Source organism: Micromonospora sp. NPDC048871, from assembly GCF_043198155.1.
Taxonomy (GTDB): domain Bacteria; phylum Actinomycetota; class Actinomycetes; order Mycobacteriales; family Micromonosporaceae; genus Micromonospora.
Window position 1 is genome coordinate 601,085 of the sequence record NZ_JBICUM010000001.1, and the last position, 18,578, is coordinate 619,662.

General features: G+C 72.0%; 17 protein-coding genes. 8 read left to right on the top strand and 9 right to left on the bottom strand.

Annotation, left to right across the window (positions count from 1 at the left end; translation table 11 throughout):
• Position 1: 1 nt before the first annotated feature.
• Genes ACGFIK_RS02895 through hutH form a run of 4 tightly spaced genes read left to right on the top strand, consistent with a single transcriptional unit; the run spans position 2 to position 5,347 of the window.
• Complete coding sequence (locus tag ACGFIK_RS02895) at positions 2–1,222, top strand: allantoate amidohydrolase (RefSeq protein WP_393337340.1); 1,221 nt, start codon at positions 2–4, stop codon at positions 1,220–1,222.
• A complete protein-coding gene (locus ACGFIK_RS02900) occupies positions 1,219–2,571 on the top strand; it encodes a formimidoylglutamate deiminase (RefSeq protein WP_327027247.1) in 1,353 nt (450 codons plus the stop codon). Before ACGFIK_RS02895 ends, ACGFIK_RS02900 begins: the two co-directional genes overlap by 4 nt.
• Positions 2,568–3,815, top strand: coding sequence for an imidazolonepropionase (gene hutI / locus ACGFIK_RS02905; RefSeq protein WP_393337343.1), 1,248 nt, complete (start codon positions 2,568–2,570; stop codon positions 3,813–3,815). The genes ACGFIK_RS02900 and hutI overlap by 4 nt, the downstream gene beginning before the upstream one ends.
• Positions 3,812–5,347, top strand: a complete 1,536-nt coding sequence (hutH, locus tag ACGFIK_RS02910) for a histidine ammonia-lyase (protein ID WP_393337346.1) — start codon at positions 3,812–3,814, stop codon at positions 5,345–5,347. Before hutI ends, hutH begins: the two co-directional genes overlap by 4 nt.
• Positions 5,348–5,359: 12 nt before the next feature.
• On the opposite strand, the gene rdgB is transcribed toward hutH, so the two are convergent.
• From rdgB to clpS, 8 genes are all read right to left on the bottom strand, one after another.
• A complete protein-coding gene (rdgB, locus tag ACGFIK_RS02915) occupies positions 5,360–5,965 on the bottom strand; it encodes an RdgB/HAM1 family non-canonical purine NTP pyrophosphatase (RefSeq protein ID WP_327022469.1) in 606 nt (201 codons plus the stop codon).
• A gap of 51 nt (positions 5,966–6,016) precedes the next feature.
• Positions 6,017–6,748: a ribonuclease PH gene (gene rph, locus ACGFIK_RS02920; protein WP_327022470.1), complete on the bottom strand. Its 732-nt coding sequence runs from the start codon at positions 6,746–6,748 to the stop codon at positions 6,017–6,019.
• Positions 6,749–6,804: 56 nt separating this feature from the next.
• Positions 6,805–7,551 carry an MBL fold metallo-hydrolase gene (locus tag ACGFIK_RS02925; protein ID WP_327022471.1) on the bottom strand — a complete coding sequence of 249 codons (747 nt, stop codon included), beginning with the start codon at positions 7,549–7,551 and terminating at the stop codon, positions 6,805–6,807.
• A 268-nt stretch (positions 7,552–7,819) separates the two neighbouring features.
• Positions 7,820–8,785: a PLP-dependent cysteine synthase family protein gene (locus tag ACGFIK_RS02930; protein ID WP_393337351.1), complete on the bottom strand. Its 966-nt coding sequence runs from the start codon at positions 8,783–8,785 to the stop codon at positions 7,820–7,822.
• Positions 8,786–8,796: 11 nt separating this feature from the next.
• Positions 8,797–9,135: a MoaD family protein gene (locus ACGFIK_RS02935; protein ID WP_327022473.1), complete on the bottom strand. Its 339-nt coding sequence runs from the start codon at positions 9,133–9,135 to the stop codon at positions 8,797–8,799.
• A gap of 64 nt (positions 9,136–9,199) precedes the next feature.
• Entirely contained in the window at positions 9,200–9,688 is a 489-nt protein-coding gene (locus ACGFIK_RS02940) for a M67 family metallopeptidase (protein WP_357528708.1), read from the bottom strand.
• Between the two features lie 54 nt (positions 9,689–9,742).
• On the bottom strand, positions 9,743–10,237 hold the full coding sequence (locus tag ACGFIK_RS02945; RefSeq protein ID WP_327027248.1) for a DUF2017 domain-containing protein: 495 nt from the start codon (positions 10,235–10,237) through the stop codon (positions 9,743–9,745).
• Between the two features lie 2 nt (positions 10,238–10,239).
• Positions 10,240–10,530: an ATP-dependent Clp protease adapter ClpS gene (gene clpS / locus ACGFIK_RS02950; protein WP_327022476.1), complete on the bottom strand. Its 291-nt coding sequence runs from the start codon at positions 10,528–10,530 to the stop codon at positions 10,240–10,242.
• A 137-nt stretch (positions 10,531–10,667) separates the two neighbouring features.
• Between clpS and ACGFIK_RS02955 the strand changes: the two genes are divergently transcribed.
• The 4 genes from ACGFIK_RS02955 to ACGFIK_RS02970 all read left to right on the top strand — a co-directional run bounded on the left by ACGFIK_RS02955 (position 10,668) and on the right by ACGFIK_RS02970 (position 16,546).
• The gene (locus ACGFIK_RS02955) at positions 10,668–13,346 is read left to right on the top strand and encodes a LuxR C-terminal-related transcriptional regulator (protein ID WP_393337355.1); all 2,679 of its coding nucleotides are present in this window, start codon (positions 10,668–10,670) and stop codon (positions 13,344–13,346) included.
• Positions 13,347–13,362: 16 nt separating this feature from the next.
• Positions 13,363–14,649, top strand: coding sequence for a nicotinate phosphoribosyltransferase (locus ACGFIK_RS02960; RefSeq protein WP_327022478.1), 1,287 nt, complete (start codon positions 13,363–13,365; stop codon positions 14,647–14,649).
• A gap of 14 nt (positions 14,650–14,663) precedes the next feature.
• A complete protein-coding gene (locus ACGFIK_RS02965) occupies positions 14,664–15,245 on the top strand; it encodes an isochorismatase family protein (protein ID WP_327022479.1) in 582 nt (193 codons plus the stop codon).
• 71 nt (positions 15,246–15,316) lie between these two features.
• Positions 15,317–16,546, top strand: a complete 1,230-nt coding sequence (locus tag ACGFIK_RS02970) for an MFS transporter (RefSeq protein ID WP_327022480.1) — start codon at positions 15,317–15,319, stop codon at positions 16,544–16,546.
• Positions 16,547–16,739: 193 nt separating this feature from the next.
• Here ACGFIK_RS02970 and ctaD read toward each other — a convergent pair whose 3' ends face one another.
• Positions 16,740–18,497, bottom strand: a complete 1,758-nt coding sequence (ctaD, locus tag ACGFIK_RS02975; RefSeq protein WP_327022481.1) for a cytochrome c oxidase subunit I — start codon at positions 18,495–18,497, stop codon at positions 16,740–16,742.
• Positions 18,498–18,578 lie beyond the last annotated feature (81 nt).

Here is an 18,578-nt window from a genome sequence, read left to right on the forward strand (position 1 = left end):
CTTGTTAACGCATACGGTAGAGGAAGGGCCCCTTCTTAACGGGTTCCGCAGGCTGTGGGACGAGATCGCGCCGATCGGCCGCGACCCGCGCAGCGGGGGCTACCTGCGCTACGCCCTGACCGAGCCGGAGCTGCGGCTGCGGGAGTGGTTCCGGGCCCAGGCCGACCAGCGGGGCATGCCGGTCGCCGAGGACGGCAACGGCAACCTGTTCGCCTGGTGGGGGGATCCCGACGGCAGCGAGGCCGTGCTGACCGGCAGCCACTTCGACTCCGTGCCGCACGGCGGGGGCTACGACGGGCCACTGGGCATCGTCAGCGCCTGGCTGGCCGTGGACGAGCTGCGGGCCACCGGGGTCACCCCGGACCGGCCGCTGGTCGTCGCCGCCTTCGTCGAGGAGGAGGGGGCCCGCTTCGGCGTACCCTGCCTGGGGTCCCGGCTGCTCACCGGGCAGATCGAGGTGGAGCGGGCGGCTGCCTTGCGGGACGCGGCCGGGGTGAGCTTCGCCGAGGCGCTGGGGGCCCGCCCGGCGGGCGCCGACCCGGCCCTGGTGGGTCGCTTCGGCGCCTTCGTGGAGCTGCATGTGGAGCAGGGCCGGGCCCTGGTCGATCAAAACGCCCCGGTGGGGGTGGCCAGCGCCATCTGGCCGCACGGCCGCTGGCGCTTCGACTTCACCGGCGAAGGAAACCACGCCGGTACGACCCGGATGGCCGACCGCCGTGACCCCATGCTGACGTACGCCTTCACGGTGCTGGCCGCCAACAAGGAGGCCCGGCTGCGCGACGCCCACGCCACCGTGGGCCGGGTGACCGTCGAGCCGAACGCCACCAACGCCATCCCCTCCCGGGTGACCGGCTGGCTGGACGCCCGCGCCGCCGAGCCACAGACCCTCACCGGTCTGGTGGAGGCGGTCCGGGCCAAGGCCGTCGAGCGGGCCCGCCGCGACGGGACCGAGGTGGCCCTGACCGAGGAGTCGGCCACCCCCCTGGTGGCCTTCGACCACGGGCTGACCGACCGGCTGGCCCGGCTGCTGGAGGCCCCGGTGCTGCCCACCGGAGCGGGCCACGACGCCGGGGTGCTGGCGGCCCAGGTGCCGACCGCGATGCTCTTCGTCCGCAACCCCACCGGGGTCTCGCACTCCCCCGCCGAGTCGGCCGACGACCCCGACTGCGCCGCCGGGGTGGTCGCCCTGGCCCGGGTGTTGCAGGAGCTGGCATGTCGGTGATGCGCTGGCTGGCGGAGTACGCCTGGCTGCCCGAGCAGGCCGAACCCACCCCGGAGGTGCTGATCGAGACCGTGAAGGGTCGGATCACCGGGGTCACCCCGCTGTCGCCGGGCGGCCCGCCGCACGCCGGGGTGGACGTGCTGGCCGACGCGGTACGGCTGCCCGGGCTGACCCTGCCCGGCCTGGCCAACGCCCACTCGCACGCCTTCCACCGGGCCCTGCGCGGGCACACCCACGGTGGGCGGGGCGACTTCTGGAGCTGGCGGGACCGGATGTACGCGGTGACCACCCGCCTGAACCCGGACTCCTACCTGGCCCTGGCCCGGGCGGTCTACGCCGAGATGGCCCTGGCCGGGATCACCTGCGTCGGGGAGTTCCACTACCTGCACCACGGCCCTGGGGGCACCCCGTACGAGGACCCGAACGCGATGAGCGCGGCGCTGGTCGAGGCGGCGGCGCACGCCGGGATCCGGCTGACCCTGCTGGACACCTGCTACCTGACCGCCTCGGTGGACGGCCGGCCGTTGACCGGGGCCCAGCTGCGCTTCGGCGACGGGGACGCGCTGCGCTGGGCCGACCGGGTCACCGCCTTCACCCCCGAGGGGGAGCACGCCCGGCTCGGGGCGGCGATCCACTCGGTGCGGGCGGTACCCGCCGAGCAGCTGGCCACCGTGGCCGGTTGGGCGCACCGGCGGGACGCGCCGCTGCATGTGCACCTGTCGGAGCAGCCGGCTGAGAACGACGCCTGCCGGGCGGTGCACGGGCGTACCCCGACCGGGCTGCTGGCCGACCACGGGATCCTCGGTCCGGCCACCACGGCGGTGCACGCCACCCATCCGACCAGCGGCGATGTGAGCCTGCTCGGGGAGAGCCGGACCGGGGTCTGCCTCTGCCCGACCACGGAACGGGACCTGGCCGACGGCATCGGCCCGGCCCGCCGGATGGCCGACGCCGGCACCCCGCTGAGCCTGGGCAGCGACAGCCATGCCGTGATCGACCTCTTCGAGGAGGCCCGCGCGGTCGAGTTGGACGAGCGGCTGCGGACCCGCAAGCGGGGGCATTTCGCCCCGGCGGAGCTGATGCAGGCGGCGAGTGCGGCCGGACATGCCGCACTGGGCTGGACCGACGCCGGGCGGATCGCGGTCGGTGACCGCGCCGACCTGGTCACCGTACGGCTGGACAGCGTACGCACCGCCGGGGTGGCTCCGGCCGGGGTCTGGTTCGCCGCCGGGGCAGCCGACATCACGCAGGTGGTGGTGGAGGGGCGGGTAGTGGTCCGCGACGGCCGCCACCTGACGGTCGACGTACCGCAGGAACTGGCCGACGCCATAGCGGAGGTGACACCGTGAGCGCGAGGAGTGAGCTTGCGAGCCCCGCAGTCGCGAACAGAGGCCGGCACGCCGTCGGCAGCCTGCTGGTCCACAACATCGGTGAGCTGGTCACCAATGTGGCCGGCACCGGTGAGGGCGGGCCGCTGGGGCTGCGGCGGCGGGCGGCCGTGCTCATCGAGCAGGGGGAGATCGTCTGGGTGGGGCCCGACGGCGACGCCCCGAACGCCGACCGGCGGATCGACGCCGAGGGCGCGGCGGTGCTGCCCGGGTTCGTGGACAGCCACGCCCACCTGGTCTTCGCCGGGGACCGGGCCGCCGAGTTCGCCGCCCGGATGGCCGGGCAGCCGTACACCGGTGGGGGCATCCGCACCACGGTGGGTGCCACCCGCGCCGCCTCCGACGAGGAACTGCGCGCCACCGTGCGCCGGCTGCACGCCGAGGCGCTGCGGCAGGGCACCACCACGATCGAGATCAAGAGTGGGTACGGCCTGACCGTCGCCGACGAGGCCCGCTCCCTGCGGATCGCCGCCGAGTTCAGCGAGGAGACCACCTTCCTGGGCGCGCACGTGGTGCCGGCCGAGTACGCCGACCGCCCCGACGAGTACGTCGGGCTGGTGTGCGGGCCGATGCTGACCGCCGCCGCGCCGTACGCCCGCTGGATCGACGTGTTCTGCGAGCGGGGCGCCTTCGACGCCGACCACACCCGGGCGATCCTCGCCTGTGGACAGGCTCTGGGGCTCGGCGCACGGGTGCACGCCAACCAGCTCGGCCCCGGCCCGGGGGTGCGACTCGGGGTGGAGCTCGGCGCGGCCAGTGTGGACCACTGCACCCACCTGACCGAGGCCGACATCGAGGCCCTGGCCTCGACGAGGAGGGCCGACGGGCAGACCGCCACGGTGGCCACCCTGCTGCCCGGGGCGGAGTTCTCCACCCGGTCGCCCTACCCGGACGCCCGTCGGCTGCTCGACGCCGGGGTCACCGTGGCCCTGGCGACCGACTGCAACCCCGGTTCCTCGTACACCTCCTCGATGCCGTTCTGCATCGCGCTGGCCGTACGCGAGATGGGGATGACCCCGGCGGAGGCGGTGTGGGCGGCGACCGCCGGTGGCGCGCGGGCCCTGCGCCGCGACGACATCGGGGTGCTGCGGCCCGGCGCCCGAGCCGACCTGATCATCCTCGACGCCCCGTCCCACCTGCACCTGGCCTACCGGCCGGGGGTGCCCCTGATCCGCCAGGTCCTGCACAACGGAGTACCGCGATGACCGTGACCATTCAGCCCACCGGGAACTCTCCCGCCGACGTGCTAGCCGTGGCCCGGGGCACCGCCAAGGTCGTCCTCGACCCGGCCACCCTGGCGGCCATGGCCACCAGCCGGTCCATCGTGGACGGCATCGAGGCCGCCGGTCGTCCGGTGTACGGCGTCTCCACCGGCTTCGGGGCGTTGGCCAACACCTTCGTGGCCCCCGAACGTCGCGCCGAGTTGCAGCACGCCCTGATCCGCTCGCACGCCGCCGGCATCGGCGAACCCATGCCCCGGGAGGTGGTGCGGGCGATGATGCTGCTGCGGGTCCGCTCGCTGGCCCTGGGGCACTCCGGGGTCCGCCCGCTGGTCGCCTCCGCCTTGGTGGACCTGCTCAACCACGAGGTCACCCCCTGGGTGCCGGAGCACGGTTCGCTGGGCGCCTCCGGTGACCTGGCCCCCCTGGCGCACTGCGCGCTGGTGCTGCTGGGCGAGGGCTGGGTGCTGGGTCCGGAGGGTCAGCGGCAGCCCGCCGCCGAGGCCCTGCGCCGGGCCGGGCTGGCCCCGATCGAGCTGGCCGCCAAGGAAGGGCTGGCGCTGATCAACGGCACCGACGGCATGCTCGGCATGCTGCTGCTGGCCATCCACGACGCGGCCCACCTGTTCACCATGGCCGACGTGACCGCCGCGCTGGCCATCGAGGCGATGCTCGGCTCGGACCGGCCCTTCCTGCCGGAGTTGCACACCATCCGCCCGCACCCCGGGCAGGGCCTCTCCGCGGCCAACATCCACCGGTTGTTGCAGGACTCGGCGGTGATGGACTCACACCGCGCCGACGTGACCCACGCGGTGCAGGACGCCTACTCGATGCGGTGCGCCCCGCAGGTGGCCGGCGCGGCCCGGGACACCCTGGACTTCGCGCGTACGGTGGCTGCCCGGGAACTGCTGTCGGTGGTGGACAACCCGGTGGTGCTGCCGGACGGCCGGGTCGAGTCGACCGGCAACTTCCACGGCGCCCCGCTCGGCTTCGCCGCGGACTTCCTGGCCATCGCCGCCGCCGAGGTCGGTGCGATCGCCGAGCGCCGGGTGGACCGGCTGCTGGACGTGACCCGCTCCCGTGACCTGCCGGCCTTCCTGTCCCCCGATGCCGGGGTGAACTCCGGGCTGATGATCGCCCAGTACACCGCGGCCGGGATCGTCGCGGAGAACCGTCGACTGGCCGCACCGGCCTCGGTGGACTCCCTGCCCACCAGTGGGATGCAGGAGGACCATGTCTCGATGGGCTGGGCGGCGGCCAAGAAGCTGCGTACCGTGCTGGACAACCTGACCAGCCTGCTGGCGGTGGAGCTGCTGGCCGCCGTACGCGGACTGCAACTGCGGGCCCCGCTGACCCCCTCGCCCGCCGGCCGGGCGGCCATCGCCGCCCTGGGCGAGATCGCCGGCCCGCCCGGCCCGGACGTCTTCCTCGCGCCGGTGATGGAGGCCGCCCGCGAGGTGGTAGCCACCCCCGCCCTCCGCACCACCATCGAGCAGGCGATCGGCGACCTCGACTAGCCGTCTGCGGAGTCAGAGGACCTTGGCCACCAGGGCGGCCAGTTCGCGCAGGGCCTTGCCGCGGTGGCTGATGGCGTCCTTCTCCTGCGGGGTCAACTCGGCGTTGGTGCGGTCCTGGCCGTCGCCCAGGAAGATCGGGTCGTAGCCGAAGCCACCGTCGCCGCGCGGGGCGCGCAGCAGCCGACCCTGCTGCCGGCCGTCCACCAGATGCTCCTTGCCACCGGGCAGCACCAGGGCCACCGTGCACACGAAGGAGGCCCCCCGGTGCTCGTCCGGCACGTCGGCTACCTGGTCCAGCACCAGTTGCAGGTTGGCCTCGTCGTTGCCGTGCCGACCGGCCCAGCGGGCGCTGAACACCCCCGGCATCCCGTTGAGGGCGTCCACCGCCAGCCCGGAGTCGTCCGCGATCGTCGGCAGGCCGGTACGGCGGCACCCCTCCCTCGCCTTGATCAGCGCGTTCTCCCCGAAGGTCAGCCCGGTCTCCGGCAACTCCGGGTACGCCTCGACGTCGTCCAGCCCGATCAGGGCGATCCGGTGGGCACCCAGGGCACCGTCGAGGATGCGCTGCAACTCGATGAGCTTCTTACGGTTCCGGGTGGCGAGCAGCACCTTGTTCATGAGTCACCTTTCGTTCGCGACTGCGGGGCTCGCAAGCTCACTCCTCGCGCTTCACAGGAGGGACAGAGCCTTCCGCTGGGCTTCGGCCAGGTCCAGGCAGCCGAGGACGGCCAGGTCTAGCAGGGCGTCCAACTGGTCTCGGGCGAACACACCGGCCTCACCGGTGCCCTGCACCTCGACGAAGTCCCCGGTGCCGGTGCAGACCACGTTCATGTCGACCTCGGCGGCCACATCCTCCTCGTAGCACAGATCCAGCCGGGGCTCGCCGCCGATGATCCCGACACTGATCGCGGCCACCGACCGGTGCATCACCTTCTCCGGGGTGCCGGTCAGGGCCTTGCGCGCGGCCAGCCAACTGACCGCGTCGTGCAGGGCCACGTACGCCCCGGTGATCGCGGCGGTCCGGGTGCCCCCGTCGGCCTGGAGCACGTCGCAGTCGAGCACGATGGAGTTCTCGCCGAGGGCCTTGAGGTCGATGGCCGCCCGCAGACTGCGACCGATCAGTCGGGAGATCTCGTGGGTGCGCCCACCGACCTTGCCCTTGATGCTCTCCCGGTCCGAGCGGGTGTTGGTGGCCCGGGGCAGCATCGCGTACTCCGCGGTGACCCAGCCCAGCCCGGAACCGCGCCGCCAGCGGGGCACCCCCTCGGTGACGCTGGCCGTGCAGAGCACCCGGGTGGCACCGAACTCCACCAGCACCGATCCCTCGGGGTGGGTACTCCAGCCTCGGGTGAGGGTCACCGGACGGAGTTGGTCGGGCTGCCGCCCATCAGGTCGCGCCATCCCTGCACCCTATGCGGTGTCGTGATCGAAGCGTCCCCGGGTGCCCGCCCGACGGCTCAGATGTCGTACGTGGCGCCCGGGCGGACCACTTCCAGCGGCCCGGAGTACGCGCCGGCGGCGGCGGCCACGGTGTGTGCCTCGCTGCCCCAGGCGGCCACCAGATGGGTCAGCAGCAGCCGCCCGACCCCCGCCTTGGCCGCCGCCTCGCCGGCCTCCCGGCCGGTGAGGTGCAGATCCGGTGGGTTGTCCACCCCGTCCAGGTAGCTGGCCTCGCAGAGGAAGGCGTCCGCGTTCTGGGCCAGCCGCACCAGGGTCTCGCAGGGGGCGGTGTCCCCGGAGTAGCACAGCACCTTGCCCTCGTGCTCCAGCCGTACCCCGTAGGTCTCGATGGGGTGCTGCACCCGGTCGACCGTGACCGTGAAGGGGCCGATCGGGAAGGTGCCGGGTTCCAGGGCGTAGAACTGGTAGACGTCCTCCACCGCGCTGTCCCCCTGCCCGTAGGCGGCGGCCAGCCGCTCCGGGGCACCGGCCGGGGCGTACACCGGCAACGGCGGGTAGGGGCCGTCCGGGGCGTACCGGCGGACCACCACGTAGGAGGCGGCGTCGAGGATGTGATCGCAGTGCAGGTGGGACAGCAGGATCGCGTCGGGGGCGTGCAGCCCGGCGTAACGCTGCAGGGTGGACAGCGAGCCCGGGCCGAAATCGATCAGAAGCCGGAAGTCCTCGGCCTCGATCAGATAGGCCGAACAGGGGGACTCGGGTCCGGGGAAGCTGCCCGCACAGCCCAGGACGGTCAGTCGCATCGAGTTGTCTCGCTGTCACGGTAGGTGGTGATTCTCCGGGCCACCGCTCCGGTGGTGATCACAACCGACGCGTACGCCACGCTGCGCAGCCTACGCCCGCTGATGCGAGGGCAAGAATGATCCGCTCGAAGTTGTCATCAACGTGACACCCGCTCGGGCCGTCCGATCGAGTCCGGGTTGGCTGAGTGGCCAGTCAGCTAGGGCCGACGCGGCGAGGGCCACCGGCGTGTCGCCGATGGCCCTCGGGTCCGTCATCGACCGCTCCGGGTCAGGCCCAGAGCTGCCCCTCCAGGGCCTCCTCGGCATCGGCCAGGGTGCCGCCGTAGGCCCCGGTGCTGAGGTACTTCCAGCCGCCGTCACTGACCACGAAGGCCACATCGGCGCGGCGACCGTCGCGGACCGCCTCGTGCGCCACGGCCAACGCCGCGTGCAGCACCGCGCCGGTGGAGAAGCCGACGAACAACCCCTCGACCTCGACCAGCTGCCGGGTCCGCAGCACGGCGTCCCGGGTACCCACCGAGAACCGTCGGTTGAGCACGGTGGCGTCGTAGAGCTCCGGGACGTACCCCTCGTCGATGTTGCGCAGGCCGTAGACCAGCTCCCCGTACCGCGGCTCGGCGGCCACGATCTGGATGCCCTCGACCTTCTCCCGCAGGTAACGCCCGGTCCCCATCAGGGTGCCGGTGGTGCCCAGTCCGGCCACGAAGTGGGTGATCGTCGGCAGGTCGCGCAGCAGCTCCGGGCCGGTCGTCTCGTAGTGGGCCCGCGCGTTGGCCTCGTTGCCGTACTGGTAGAGCATCACCCAGTCCGGGTGCTCCGTGGAGATCTGCTTGGCGGTGGCCACCGCCTGGTTCGAGCCGCCGGCCGCCGGGGAGAAGATGATCTCCGCGCCGTACATCCGGAGCAACTGCACCCGCTCGGTGGAGACGTTCTCCGGCATCACACAGACCAGCCGGTAGCCGCGCAGCTTGGCCACCATGGCCAGGGAGATGCCGGTGTTGCCGCTGGTCGGTTCCAGGATGGTGTCGCCCGGACGGAGCCGGCCGGCCTCCTCGGCGGCCCGGACCATGAACAGCGCCGCCCGGTCCTTGACGCTACCGGTCGGGTTGCGGTCCTCCAGCTTGGCCCACAGCCGCACCGGCGGCGCCCCCTCGGGCACCGTCGGCGACAGTCGGGGCAGGCCCACCAGGGGTGTGCCGCCGCAGGCGTCCAGCAGGCTGTCGTACCGCGCCATCGCCGCTAGCCTCAGCGGGCGGTGACGGAGGTACGGCTGTGCTGCGCGATCGCCGCGGCGGCGGCGAAGCCGAACGCGCCGCCGGCCACGGCCGGCAGGATGGTCACGCTGTCGCCGTCGGAGAGCTTGGCGTCCAGGGCGCCGAGGAAGCGTACGTCCTCGTCGTTGACGTAGACGTTGACGAAGCGGTGCAGGGCACCCGCCTCGGTGACCAGCCGCCCCCGCAGCCCGGCGTGCCGGGAGTCCAGGTCGGCGAGCAGGTCACTCAGGGTGTCTCCGCTGCCCTCGACGACCTTCGCGCCGCCGGTGTAGCTGCGCAGGATGGTGGGGATGCGAACCTCGATGGCCATGATGTCTTACTCCTTGATCAGGTGTGCGCGGTGACGTGCCGGAAAAGGGTGTGCGGGGCTGGGATCAGTTGCCCGAACACTCGTAGTCGACCGTCGCCGGGCTCTGCCCGAACATGTAGGACTGCACGGCGTGCGGATCCACCCCGGCGTCGAGAATCCGCACCGGCTCCTCGGTCACCACCCCGTCCACGATGCGGAAGGAGCGGATCTCCTCGGTGTCCGGTTCCCGGGTGGAGACGAGCAGGTAGTGAGCGCCCGGCTCACCGGCGAAGGCGATGTCCGTCCGCGAGGGGTACGCCTCCGTGGCGGTGTGCGAGTGGTAGATGACGACGGGCTCCTCGTCCCGATCGTCCATCTCCCGCCAGACCCGCAGCTGCTCCATCGAGTCGAACTCGTAGAAGGTCATCGAGCGGGCGGCGTTCTCCATCGGGATGTGCCGGGTCGGCGTGTCACTGCCGACCGGACCGGCGACCACGCCACAGGCCTCGTCGGGGTGATCCCGACGAGCGTGGGCCACGATCGCGTCAACGATCGACCGGTCGATGCTCAGCACGCCGCCAAGCCTAGCGCCCGTCGCTGACGCTATGCGAGGCGGCGCTGGTCACAGTCACTCGATCAAGGCGTTGAGCAGGGATTCCTGGAGATAGCCCAGGTAGGCGTAGACCGAAAGCTGGAACACCCGGCTGGAGGAGGGATCCTCGGCCACCGCGTCGTCCAGCTCGGCACCCAGGTCCGTGCCGTCCTTGATCTCCAGCCGTACCCCCATCGCCAGCCGGGCGTCGTTGAGGGCCCGCAGCCAGGCCTCGGCCGCCTCGGCGTCCAGGCGTACCTCGCCGCCGCCCTCGCCGGGCAGGGCGGCCAGGATCGCCCCGGCCTGGTCGATCTTCGCGGTCTTCAGGTCCCCCTCGGTGTAGCGGCGGAACTCCGCGGTCCCGGCGGCGTCATCCGGGTACACATCGGGGAAAAGCCGACAGACCACCGGATCGGCGTGGTCGAACCCGTCCGTGAGCAGGCCGACCACCTCGGAGGCGACCTTGCGCAGCACCCGTACCTCGTCGACGGCGAAGGTGGCGACGTACCGGTCCCCCCGGCGGCGGAACATGCTCACGACCGCTCCACCGTCGCCCAGAGCCCGTAGGCGTGCAACTGCGAGGCGTCATGTTCCATACGTTCCCGGGCGCCGCTGGAGACCACGGCCTTGCCCTTGTGATGCACGTCCAGCATGAGTTGCTCGGCCTTCTCCCGGCTGTAGCCGAAAAGCTTCTGGAACACCCAGGTCACATAGCTCATCAGATTGACCGGGTCGTCCCACACGATCGTCACCCACGGCCGGTCCGAAGCCGGCACCTCATCGGTGTCCGGGGTCTCGACCGGTGCAACCTGCGGAGCCGCCATGCCCCCCATCGTGCCACCGGATCGGCGCAACCGAGGAACCGGAACGCCGGAGGGAGCTTCAACAGCCCGCCCGGACACCCCGACCTCGCCCTTTGCGGCCACCGGCCGGAAAGCAGGCACGTCGATATGCTGCGCGGATGACTCCCTGGAGGTTCGTGGGCCGCACGATGGAACTCGACCGCCTACGGGCCGCGGTGACCGGTACACCGGCGCGGGGAGTGTTCTTCACCGGCAGCGCCGGGATCGGCAAGAGTCGGCTGCTGCGGGAGGGGGTACACGCCCTGCCCGCCGAGGACTACGCGGTCTGGTGGATCGCGGCCGGCGCCACCACCGCGGCCATCCCCTTCGGTGGCCTGGTGCAGATCCTCGCCGTCGAGCAGCCCTCGGGGCTGCCACCGGCCGGGATCCTGCGCTGGGCGGTGGAGACGTTGCAGCAGGAGGCCACCGGCCGGCGGATCGTGCTCGCGGTCGACGACGCCCACCTGTTGGATCCACCCTCGGCCGCCCTGGTGCACCTGGTGGCCCGCGCCGAGAACGCCTGCGTGGTGGGCACCCTGCGCGACGGTGAACAGATCCCGGTGCCGATCCGGGCACTGTGGACCGACGGCCTGGTGGAGCACGCCGAGCTGAGCCCACTGGCGCCGACCGAGACCGCCGGGCTGCTAGCCGCCATCCTCGGTGGCCCGGTCGATGACGGCTCGGCGGACCGGCTGGGCCGGCTCAGCGCCGGAAACCCGCTGCTGCTGCGCGAGCTGGTGCACGCCGCCCAGGGCAGCGGGGAACTAACCCCCCGGTACGGCATCTGGACCTGGACCGGACGCCTGGAGCTGGCACCCAGCCTCACCGATCTGATCGACGTCCGGATCGGTCGGCTGAGTCCCGAGGTCCGGGCCGTGGTCGAGTTGGTCGCCTTCGGGGAGCCGCTGGGGCTGCGGTTGCTCGACACGGCCGCCGACCACACCGCCGTGGAGACCGCCGAGGAACGCGGCCTGATCACCATGGTCCGGTCCGACCGGCGGCTGGACGTCCGACTGGCTCACCCGCTCTACGGCGAGGTGGTACGCCGACAGTGCCCGGTCAGCCGGACCCGCCGGTTGCACGCGGAACTGGCCGCCCTGCTGGAGGGGGCCGGCAAACGACGCCGGGAGGATCTGCTCCGGGTGGCCGTGTGGCGGCTGGACTCCGGCACCGCCCAGGACCCGTCGATGCTGGTCAACGCCGCCGAGCAGGCGTTCGCCCGGTACGACGTACCGCTGGCCACCCGGCTGGCCCGCGCGGCGCTGGCGGCCGACGGGGGTTTCCACGCGGCCGAACTGCTGGCCACCATCCTGATGTTCGCCGACCGGCCGGCCGAGGCCCTCGGGGTGCTCGACGCGGCGGCCCCCGAGGAGGAGGACGAGGAGCGACTCAGCCGCTGGCTGACCGCCCGGGGCATGGTCAGCTACTGGGGGCTCAGCCAGGAGTCCACCGTGGAGGAGATCGCCCGGCGCGGGGCCCGTCTGACCGACCTCGCCGCCAAGGCCCGGATCCACTCCTTCGAGGCCATCATGCGCCTGCACCGGCTGGAGGCCCCGGTCGCCCGGCGGCTCGCCCAGGGGGTGCTGGACCGACCTGCGGCCGGCACGGCCGCCCGGGAACTGGCCCGGTGCACCATCGCCCACCTCCAGGCCGTGCAGGGCCAACTGTGCCGCAGCGCCACCACGGTTGACCTGGTCCAGGCGAAGGCGGCCAGTTGGCGGGCCGACATGCCGTACCTGCAACTGGCCGTGGAGCTGGCCCGGGGCACCCGGCTGGCCCTCTCCGGCGATCTGGCCGGCATCGACCGGCTGGTGGCGGACGAGTTCGCCGACCTGGCCGACGCGGGCGACTTCCGGCTCGGCAGCGGCTACCTGGCGATCCTGCGGGCGTACGCGGCACGGCTGCGGGGGCGCAGCGAGACCGCCCTGCGGGCCGCCCTGGGCGCCTGCGCGATCCTGGCGACCAGCCGGGTCTACGCCGGACTGGCCCAGGCCGAGCGGGCGCAGGCCGCCGCCCTGCGCGGCGACGCCCGACAGGCGGTCGAGGCGATGGCCGAGGCCGACCGCACCCACGCCCCCGGCATGGCGGTGCTGTACCCCTGGCTGGAGCAGGCCCGGGCGGCCACCCTGGCCGCCACGGGTGACCTGCCCGGTGCGGTCGCCCACCTGCACGGGCTGGTCGACCGGTTACGCGCGGACGGTTTCGCCGGACACGAGGCCCTGGCCCTGCACGACCTGGTGCGGCTCGGCGCGGCCCCGGCGGCGACCGGGCCGACCTGCTCCGACGCCAACCGGCGTACGGTCGCCCAGCGGTTGACGGAGCTGTCGGAGCGCATCGACGGGGACCTTCCCCCGCTGCTGGCCCGGCATGCCCGGGCCGCCGTGGAGGGCTCACCCGAGCAACTGCTCTCGGTGGCCGACAGCTTCCTGGACCGGGGCTTGGCCCTGCTGGGTGCGGAGGCCGCCGCCGGCGCCGTACACCTGCTGCGGCAGCGGCGCTCCCCGGAGATCGGCATGGCCGGTGAGCGACTGGCCTTCCTGCTCGGCTGCTGCGACACCGTGCAGACCCCGGCCCTGCGGGCGGCCACCCCGGCGCTCAGCGAACGGGAGTGGGAGGTGGCCCGGCTGGCGGCGGAGGGGGAGACCAGCAGGGCCATCGCCGAGCGACTCTTCCTGTCCGCCCGGACGGTGGAGAACCACCTGCAACGGGTGTACGGCAAGCTCGGGCTGACCGGTCGGGCGGAGCTGAAGGCGGCCCTGCGGGCGATCCCGGGCCGTGGCGGCACGACGAGCAGCTGAACTCTAGGCTGAGGTCGTGCACACCCTTCGTCCCGCGTTGTTGACCGACCACTACGAGCTGACCATGGTCAGTGCCGCCCTACGGGACGGCACCGCGCACCGCCAGTGCGTGTTCGAGGTGTTCAGCCGCCGGTTGCCCAGCGGACGCCGGTACGGGGTGGTCGCCGGCACCGCCCGGCTGATCGACCTGATCCGCGAGTTCCGCTTCGACCCGGCCGAGATCGACTTCCTGCGGCGTACCGGGGTGGTGGACGAGCAGGCCGCCGCCTGGCTGGCGGACTACCGGTTCACCGGCGACATCGACGGGTACGCCGAGGGCGAGCTGTTCTTCCCCGGGTCGCCCATCCTCACCGTCTCGGGCACCTTCGCGGAGTGTGTGGTGCTGGAGACGGTGGTGTTGTCGGTGCTCAATTACGACTGTGCGGTGGCCGCCGCCGCGGCCCGGATGGTGACCGCGGCCCGGGGCCGGACGTTGATCGAGATGGGGTCCCGGCGGGCCCACGAGGAGGCCGCGGTGGCGGCGGCCCGCTCGGCGTACCTGGTCGGGTTCCAGTTCACCTCCAACCTGGCCGCCGGGCAGCGGTACGGCATCCCCACCGCCGGCACCGCCGCGCACGCCTTCACCCTGCTGCACGACGACGAGCGGGCGGCCTTCGCCTCGCAGGTCGCCACGCTGGGCAGTCAGACCACCCTGCTGGTCGACACGTACGACATCAGCCAGGGCATCCGCAACGCGATCGAGGTGGCCGGGTCGCAGCTGCGGGCGGTCCGGATCGACTCCGGTGACCTGGCGGTGATCGCCCAGCAGTCCCGGGAGCTGCTGGACTCCCTGGGCGCCACCGAGACCAAGATCATCGTTTCCGGTGACCTAGACGAGTACGCCATCGCGGCGCTGGCCGCCGAGCCGGTCGACATGTACGGCGCCGGCACCTCCGTGGTGACCGGCTCCGGAGCCCCGACCGCCGGCCTGGTCTACAAGCTGGTCGAGGTCGAGGGACGCCCGGTGGTCAAGCGATCCGAGCAGAAGGCCACCATCGGTGGGCGCAAGGTCGCCGTCCGCCGACACAAGCCGACCGGCACCGCCACCGAGGAGATCATCGTCCCGCAGGGGGTGCCGGACCGGCAGCCCCACGACCGGTTGCTGCAACGGTCGTACGTGACCGGCGGCCAGACGGTGACCCTGCCGACCCTCGACGAGTCGCGGGAACACCTGCGGCAGTGCCTGATCTCCATCCCGTGGGAGGGTCTGAAGCTCTCCGCAGGCGATCCCGCCATCCCGGTCACCGTCGTACCGGCCCAGTGATGAGGAGCGATTCCGTGCCCAATGCCCTGATCATCGTGGACGTGCAGAAGGACTTCTGTGAGGGCGGTTCGCTGGCCGTCGCCGGTGGCGCGGGGGTGGCCGCCGGGATCTCCCGACTGCTGGCCGCCGAGCCGGACCGGTGGGATCACGTCGTGGCGACGAAGGATTACCACGTCGACCCCGGCACGCACTTCGGCGATCCGCCGGACTTCGTGAGCACCTGGCCACGGCACTGCGTGGTCGGCACCCCGGGCTCGGAGTTCCACCCCGAACTGGCCACCGATCGGGTGGAGGCGATCTTTCACAAGGGCGAGTACGCCGCCGCGTACTCCGGCTTCGAGGGCCAGGCCGAGGACGGCGAGACCCTGACCGACTGGCTGCGCCGGCATGACGTCGACCGGGTCGACGTGGTCGGCATCGCCACCGACCACTGCGTACGCGCCACCGCCCTGGACGCCGCCCGGGAGGGCTTCGCCACCACCGTGCTGCTGGACCTGACCGCAGCCGTGGCCCCGGACACCCTGGATGTCGCGCTGCGGGCGTTCGAGGGGGCCGGGATCACCCTGGAAGGCACCGCTGTGATCGGGACCGCATGAGGGCTTAATCGTTTGGCGGTCGCCCCCGCCCGGGCTGAGGATGTCCGGCGGAGGTACGGACCGACGTGAACATGAAGCCTTACCGGGAGGCCCTGGCCCTGCCCGGTCTACGGTCGCTGCTGCTGGTGGCGATCCTGGCCCGGGTGCCGTTGACCGCTACCGGGATCACGCTGACGTTCTACGTCGTGCAGGATCTGGGGCGCGGCTACGGTGCGGCCGGGCTGGTCGGCGGAGCGATCACGGTCGGTGCCGCGATCGGGGCTCCCCTGCTGGGCCGACTGGTGGACCGCGGTGGGTTGCGTCCCGTACTGGTGCTCACCGTGGTGGCCGAGGCGATCTTCTGGTTCAGCGCGCCGCTGCTCTCGTACGCCCTGTTGCTGCCGGCCGCCTTCCTGGCCGGCCTGCTGGCGTTGCCGATCTTCTCGGTGATCCGGCAGTCCATCGCCGCCCTGGTGCCGCTGGAGAAGCGACGCCCGGCGTACGCCCTGGACTCGATGTCGGTCGAACTGTCCTTCATGATCGGCCCGGCACTGGCCACGGTCGGCGTCACCACCATCTCGGCCCGGCTCACCCTCTACGTGGTCGGTGCCGGCATCGTCGCCTCCGGTGTGCTGCTGTGGCTGCTCAACCCCCCGGTACGCAGCGCCAGCGAGGTGGCCAGCGGACCCCAGCCCAGACTGGCCCGCCGACAGTGGCTCACCTCCCGGCTGGTCGCCGTGTTCGCGGTGAGCGCCGCAGCCACCCTGGTCCTGGGCGGCAGCGATGTGGCCGTCATCGCCACCCTGCGGGAGAACGACGACACCGCCTTCACCGGCCTGGTGCTCGCGGTCTGGGCGATCGCCTCGCTGGTGGGCGGCTTCGCCTACGGCGCGGCCCGCCGCTTGATCCCCCCGGTCGTCCTGATCGGCGCCCTGGGCCTGCTCACCATCCCGGTCGGCCTGGGCGGATCACACTGGTGGCTGCTAGGGCTGGCCCTGATCCCCGCCGGCCTGGTCTGCGCCCCGACCATCGCCTCCACCTCCGACGCGGTCAGCCGACTGGCCCCGGCGAGCGTCCGCGGCGAAGCGATGGGCCTGCACGGCTCCGCGGTCACCATCGGCACTGCCGTCGGCGCCCCCCTGGCCGGCGCGGTCATCGACGCCACCGCTCCGGCGTGGGGCTTCGCCCTGATCGGCGCGATCGGTGCCCTGGTGGCCCTGGCAGTCCTACCCATCGAACTACGCCGTCGCCGCGCCGACAAAGCCCCCCTCCCCAACGCCGACCCCACCCCAACCCCCACCCCCGCCTCCACGTCCGCCTGAAAGCCTGCCCGCCCGGCCTCCCGTCGCCTCGCCTCGCCTCCAGCTGACGCAGTGCTGATCCCAGACGCGAGCCCCACCACGCACGGAGGAGAGAAGGTCGGGGAGGCGACGGGCACGGAAAGGCGGGCACGGAAAGGCGACGGGCGCCGGCCCCTGGTGGGGGCGGCGCCCGTCGTTCGGCGTACGGAGTGGGTCAGCGGCGGTCGATGTCGCTGGAGACGTCCTCGGTGTAGCTGGCGCCACCGTCGGACTCCCGGGTCAGCGGCTTGGAGCCACCCTCAGGCGGGCCGGCGATGCTCTGGCCGGCCGCCAGCTCGGGGAACTTCGCATCGAAGGCCGGGCGCTCGGAGCGGATCCGGGGCATCCGGTCGAAGTTGCGCAGCGGGGGCGGGGAGCTGGTTGCCCACTCCAGCGAGTTGCCGTGACCCCAGGGGTCGTCGACCTCCACCACCGGACCGGCCTTGTAGGCCTTCCAGCAGTTCCAGAGGAAGGGCAGGGTGGAGATACCGGTGATGAACGCGCCGATCGTGGAGATCATGTTCAGCGTCGTCCAGCCATCGATGGCCTGGTAGTCGGCGTAACGCCGGGGCATGCCCTCGTTGCCCAGCCAGTGCTGCACCAGGAAGGTGGTGTGGAAACCGATCATGGTCAGCCAGAAGTGAATCTTGGCGAGCCGCTCGTCGAGCATCCGGCCGAACATCTTCGGGAACCAGAAGTAGATGCCGGCGAAGACCGCGAACACGATCGTGCCGAACAGCACGTAGTGGAAGTGCGCCACCACGAAGTACGAGTCGTGCAGGTGGAAGTCCAGCGGCGGGGCGGCCAGCAGCACACCGGTCAGACCACCGAAGAGGAAGGTGACCAGGAAGCCGATGGAGAACAGCATCGGCGACTCGAAGCTGATCTGGCCGCGCCACATGGTGCCGATCCAGTTGAAGAACTTCATACCGGTAGGCACGGCGATCAGGTAGCTCAGGAAGCTGAAGAACGGCAGCAGCACCTGGCCGGTGGCGAACATGTGGTGCGCCCACACGCTCATCGACAGACCGGCGATGGCGATGGTCGCGGCGACCAGGCCCTTGTAGCCGAAGATCGGCTTGCGGGAGAAGACCGGGATGATCTCGCTGATGATGCCGAAGAACGGCAGCGCGATGATGTAGACCTCGGGGTGCCCGAAGAACCAGAACAGGTGCTGCCACAGCATCGGCCCGCCGGTGTCCGGGCTGTAGACCTGCGCCCCGAGCAGACGGTCGGCGGCCAGGGCGAACAGCGCGGCGGCCAGCAGCGGGAAGACCAGGATCACCAGGAGGCTGGTGACCAGCATGTTCCAGGTGAAGATCGGCATCCGGAACATGGTCATGCCCGGTGCGCGCAGGGTCAGGATGGTGGTGATCAGGTTGACCGCGCCGAGGATGGTGCCCAGACCGGAGATGGCCAGACCCATCACCCACATGTTCCCGCCGACACCAGGGGCGTGCTCGGTGGTGCTCAGCGGGGTGTACGCGGTCCAGCCGAAGTCGGCCGCACCACCCGGGGTGAGGAATCCGGCGGTGGCCAGGGTGCCACCGAACAGGTACAGCCAGTACGCGAAGCTGTTCAGCCGCGGGAACGACACGTCCGGCGCGCCGATCTGGATCGGCACGATGTAGTTGCCGAACGCGAACACGATCGGCGTCGCGAAGAACAGCAGCATGATCGTGCCGTGCATGGTGAACAGCTGGTTGTACTGCTCGGGCGACAGGAACTGCAGCCCGGGCCGGGCCAACTCGGCCCGCATGATCAGGGCCATCAGACCACCGATCATGAAGAACACGAACGCGGTGACCATGTACATGATCCCGATTTGCTTCGCGTCCGTGGTCCGCAGCATCCGCGCGATGGCCGACCCCTTGACCGGCTCCCGGACCGGCCAGGGCCGGGTCACGACCGGCTTGGGTGCGACGGTGGTCACGAGTGGCCTCCGGTTCTGGGTTGTCCCGCTCGGCACGCTGTCGGGGCGGCCGTCATCCGCAAGGAGGATAGTCCCCGGCAG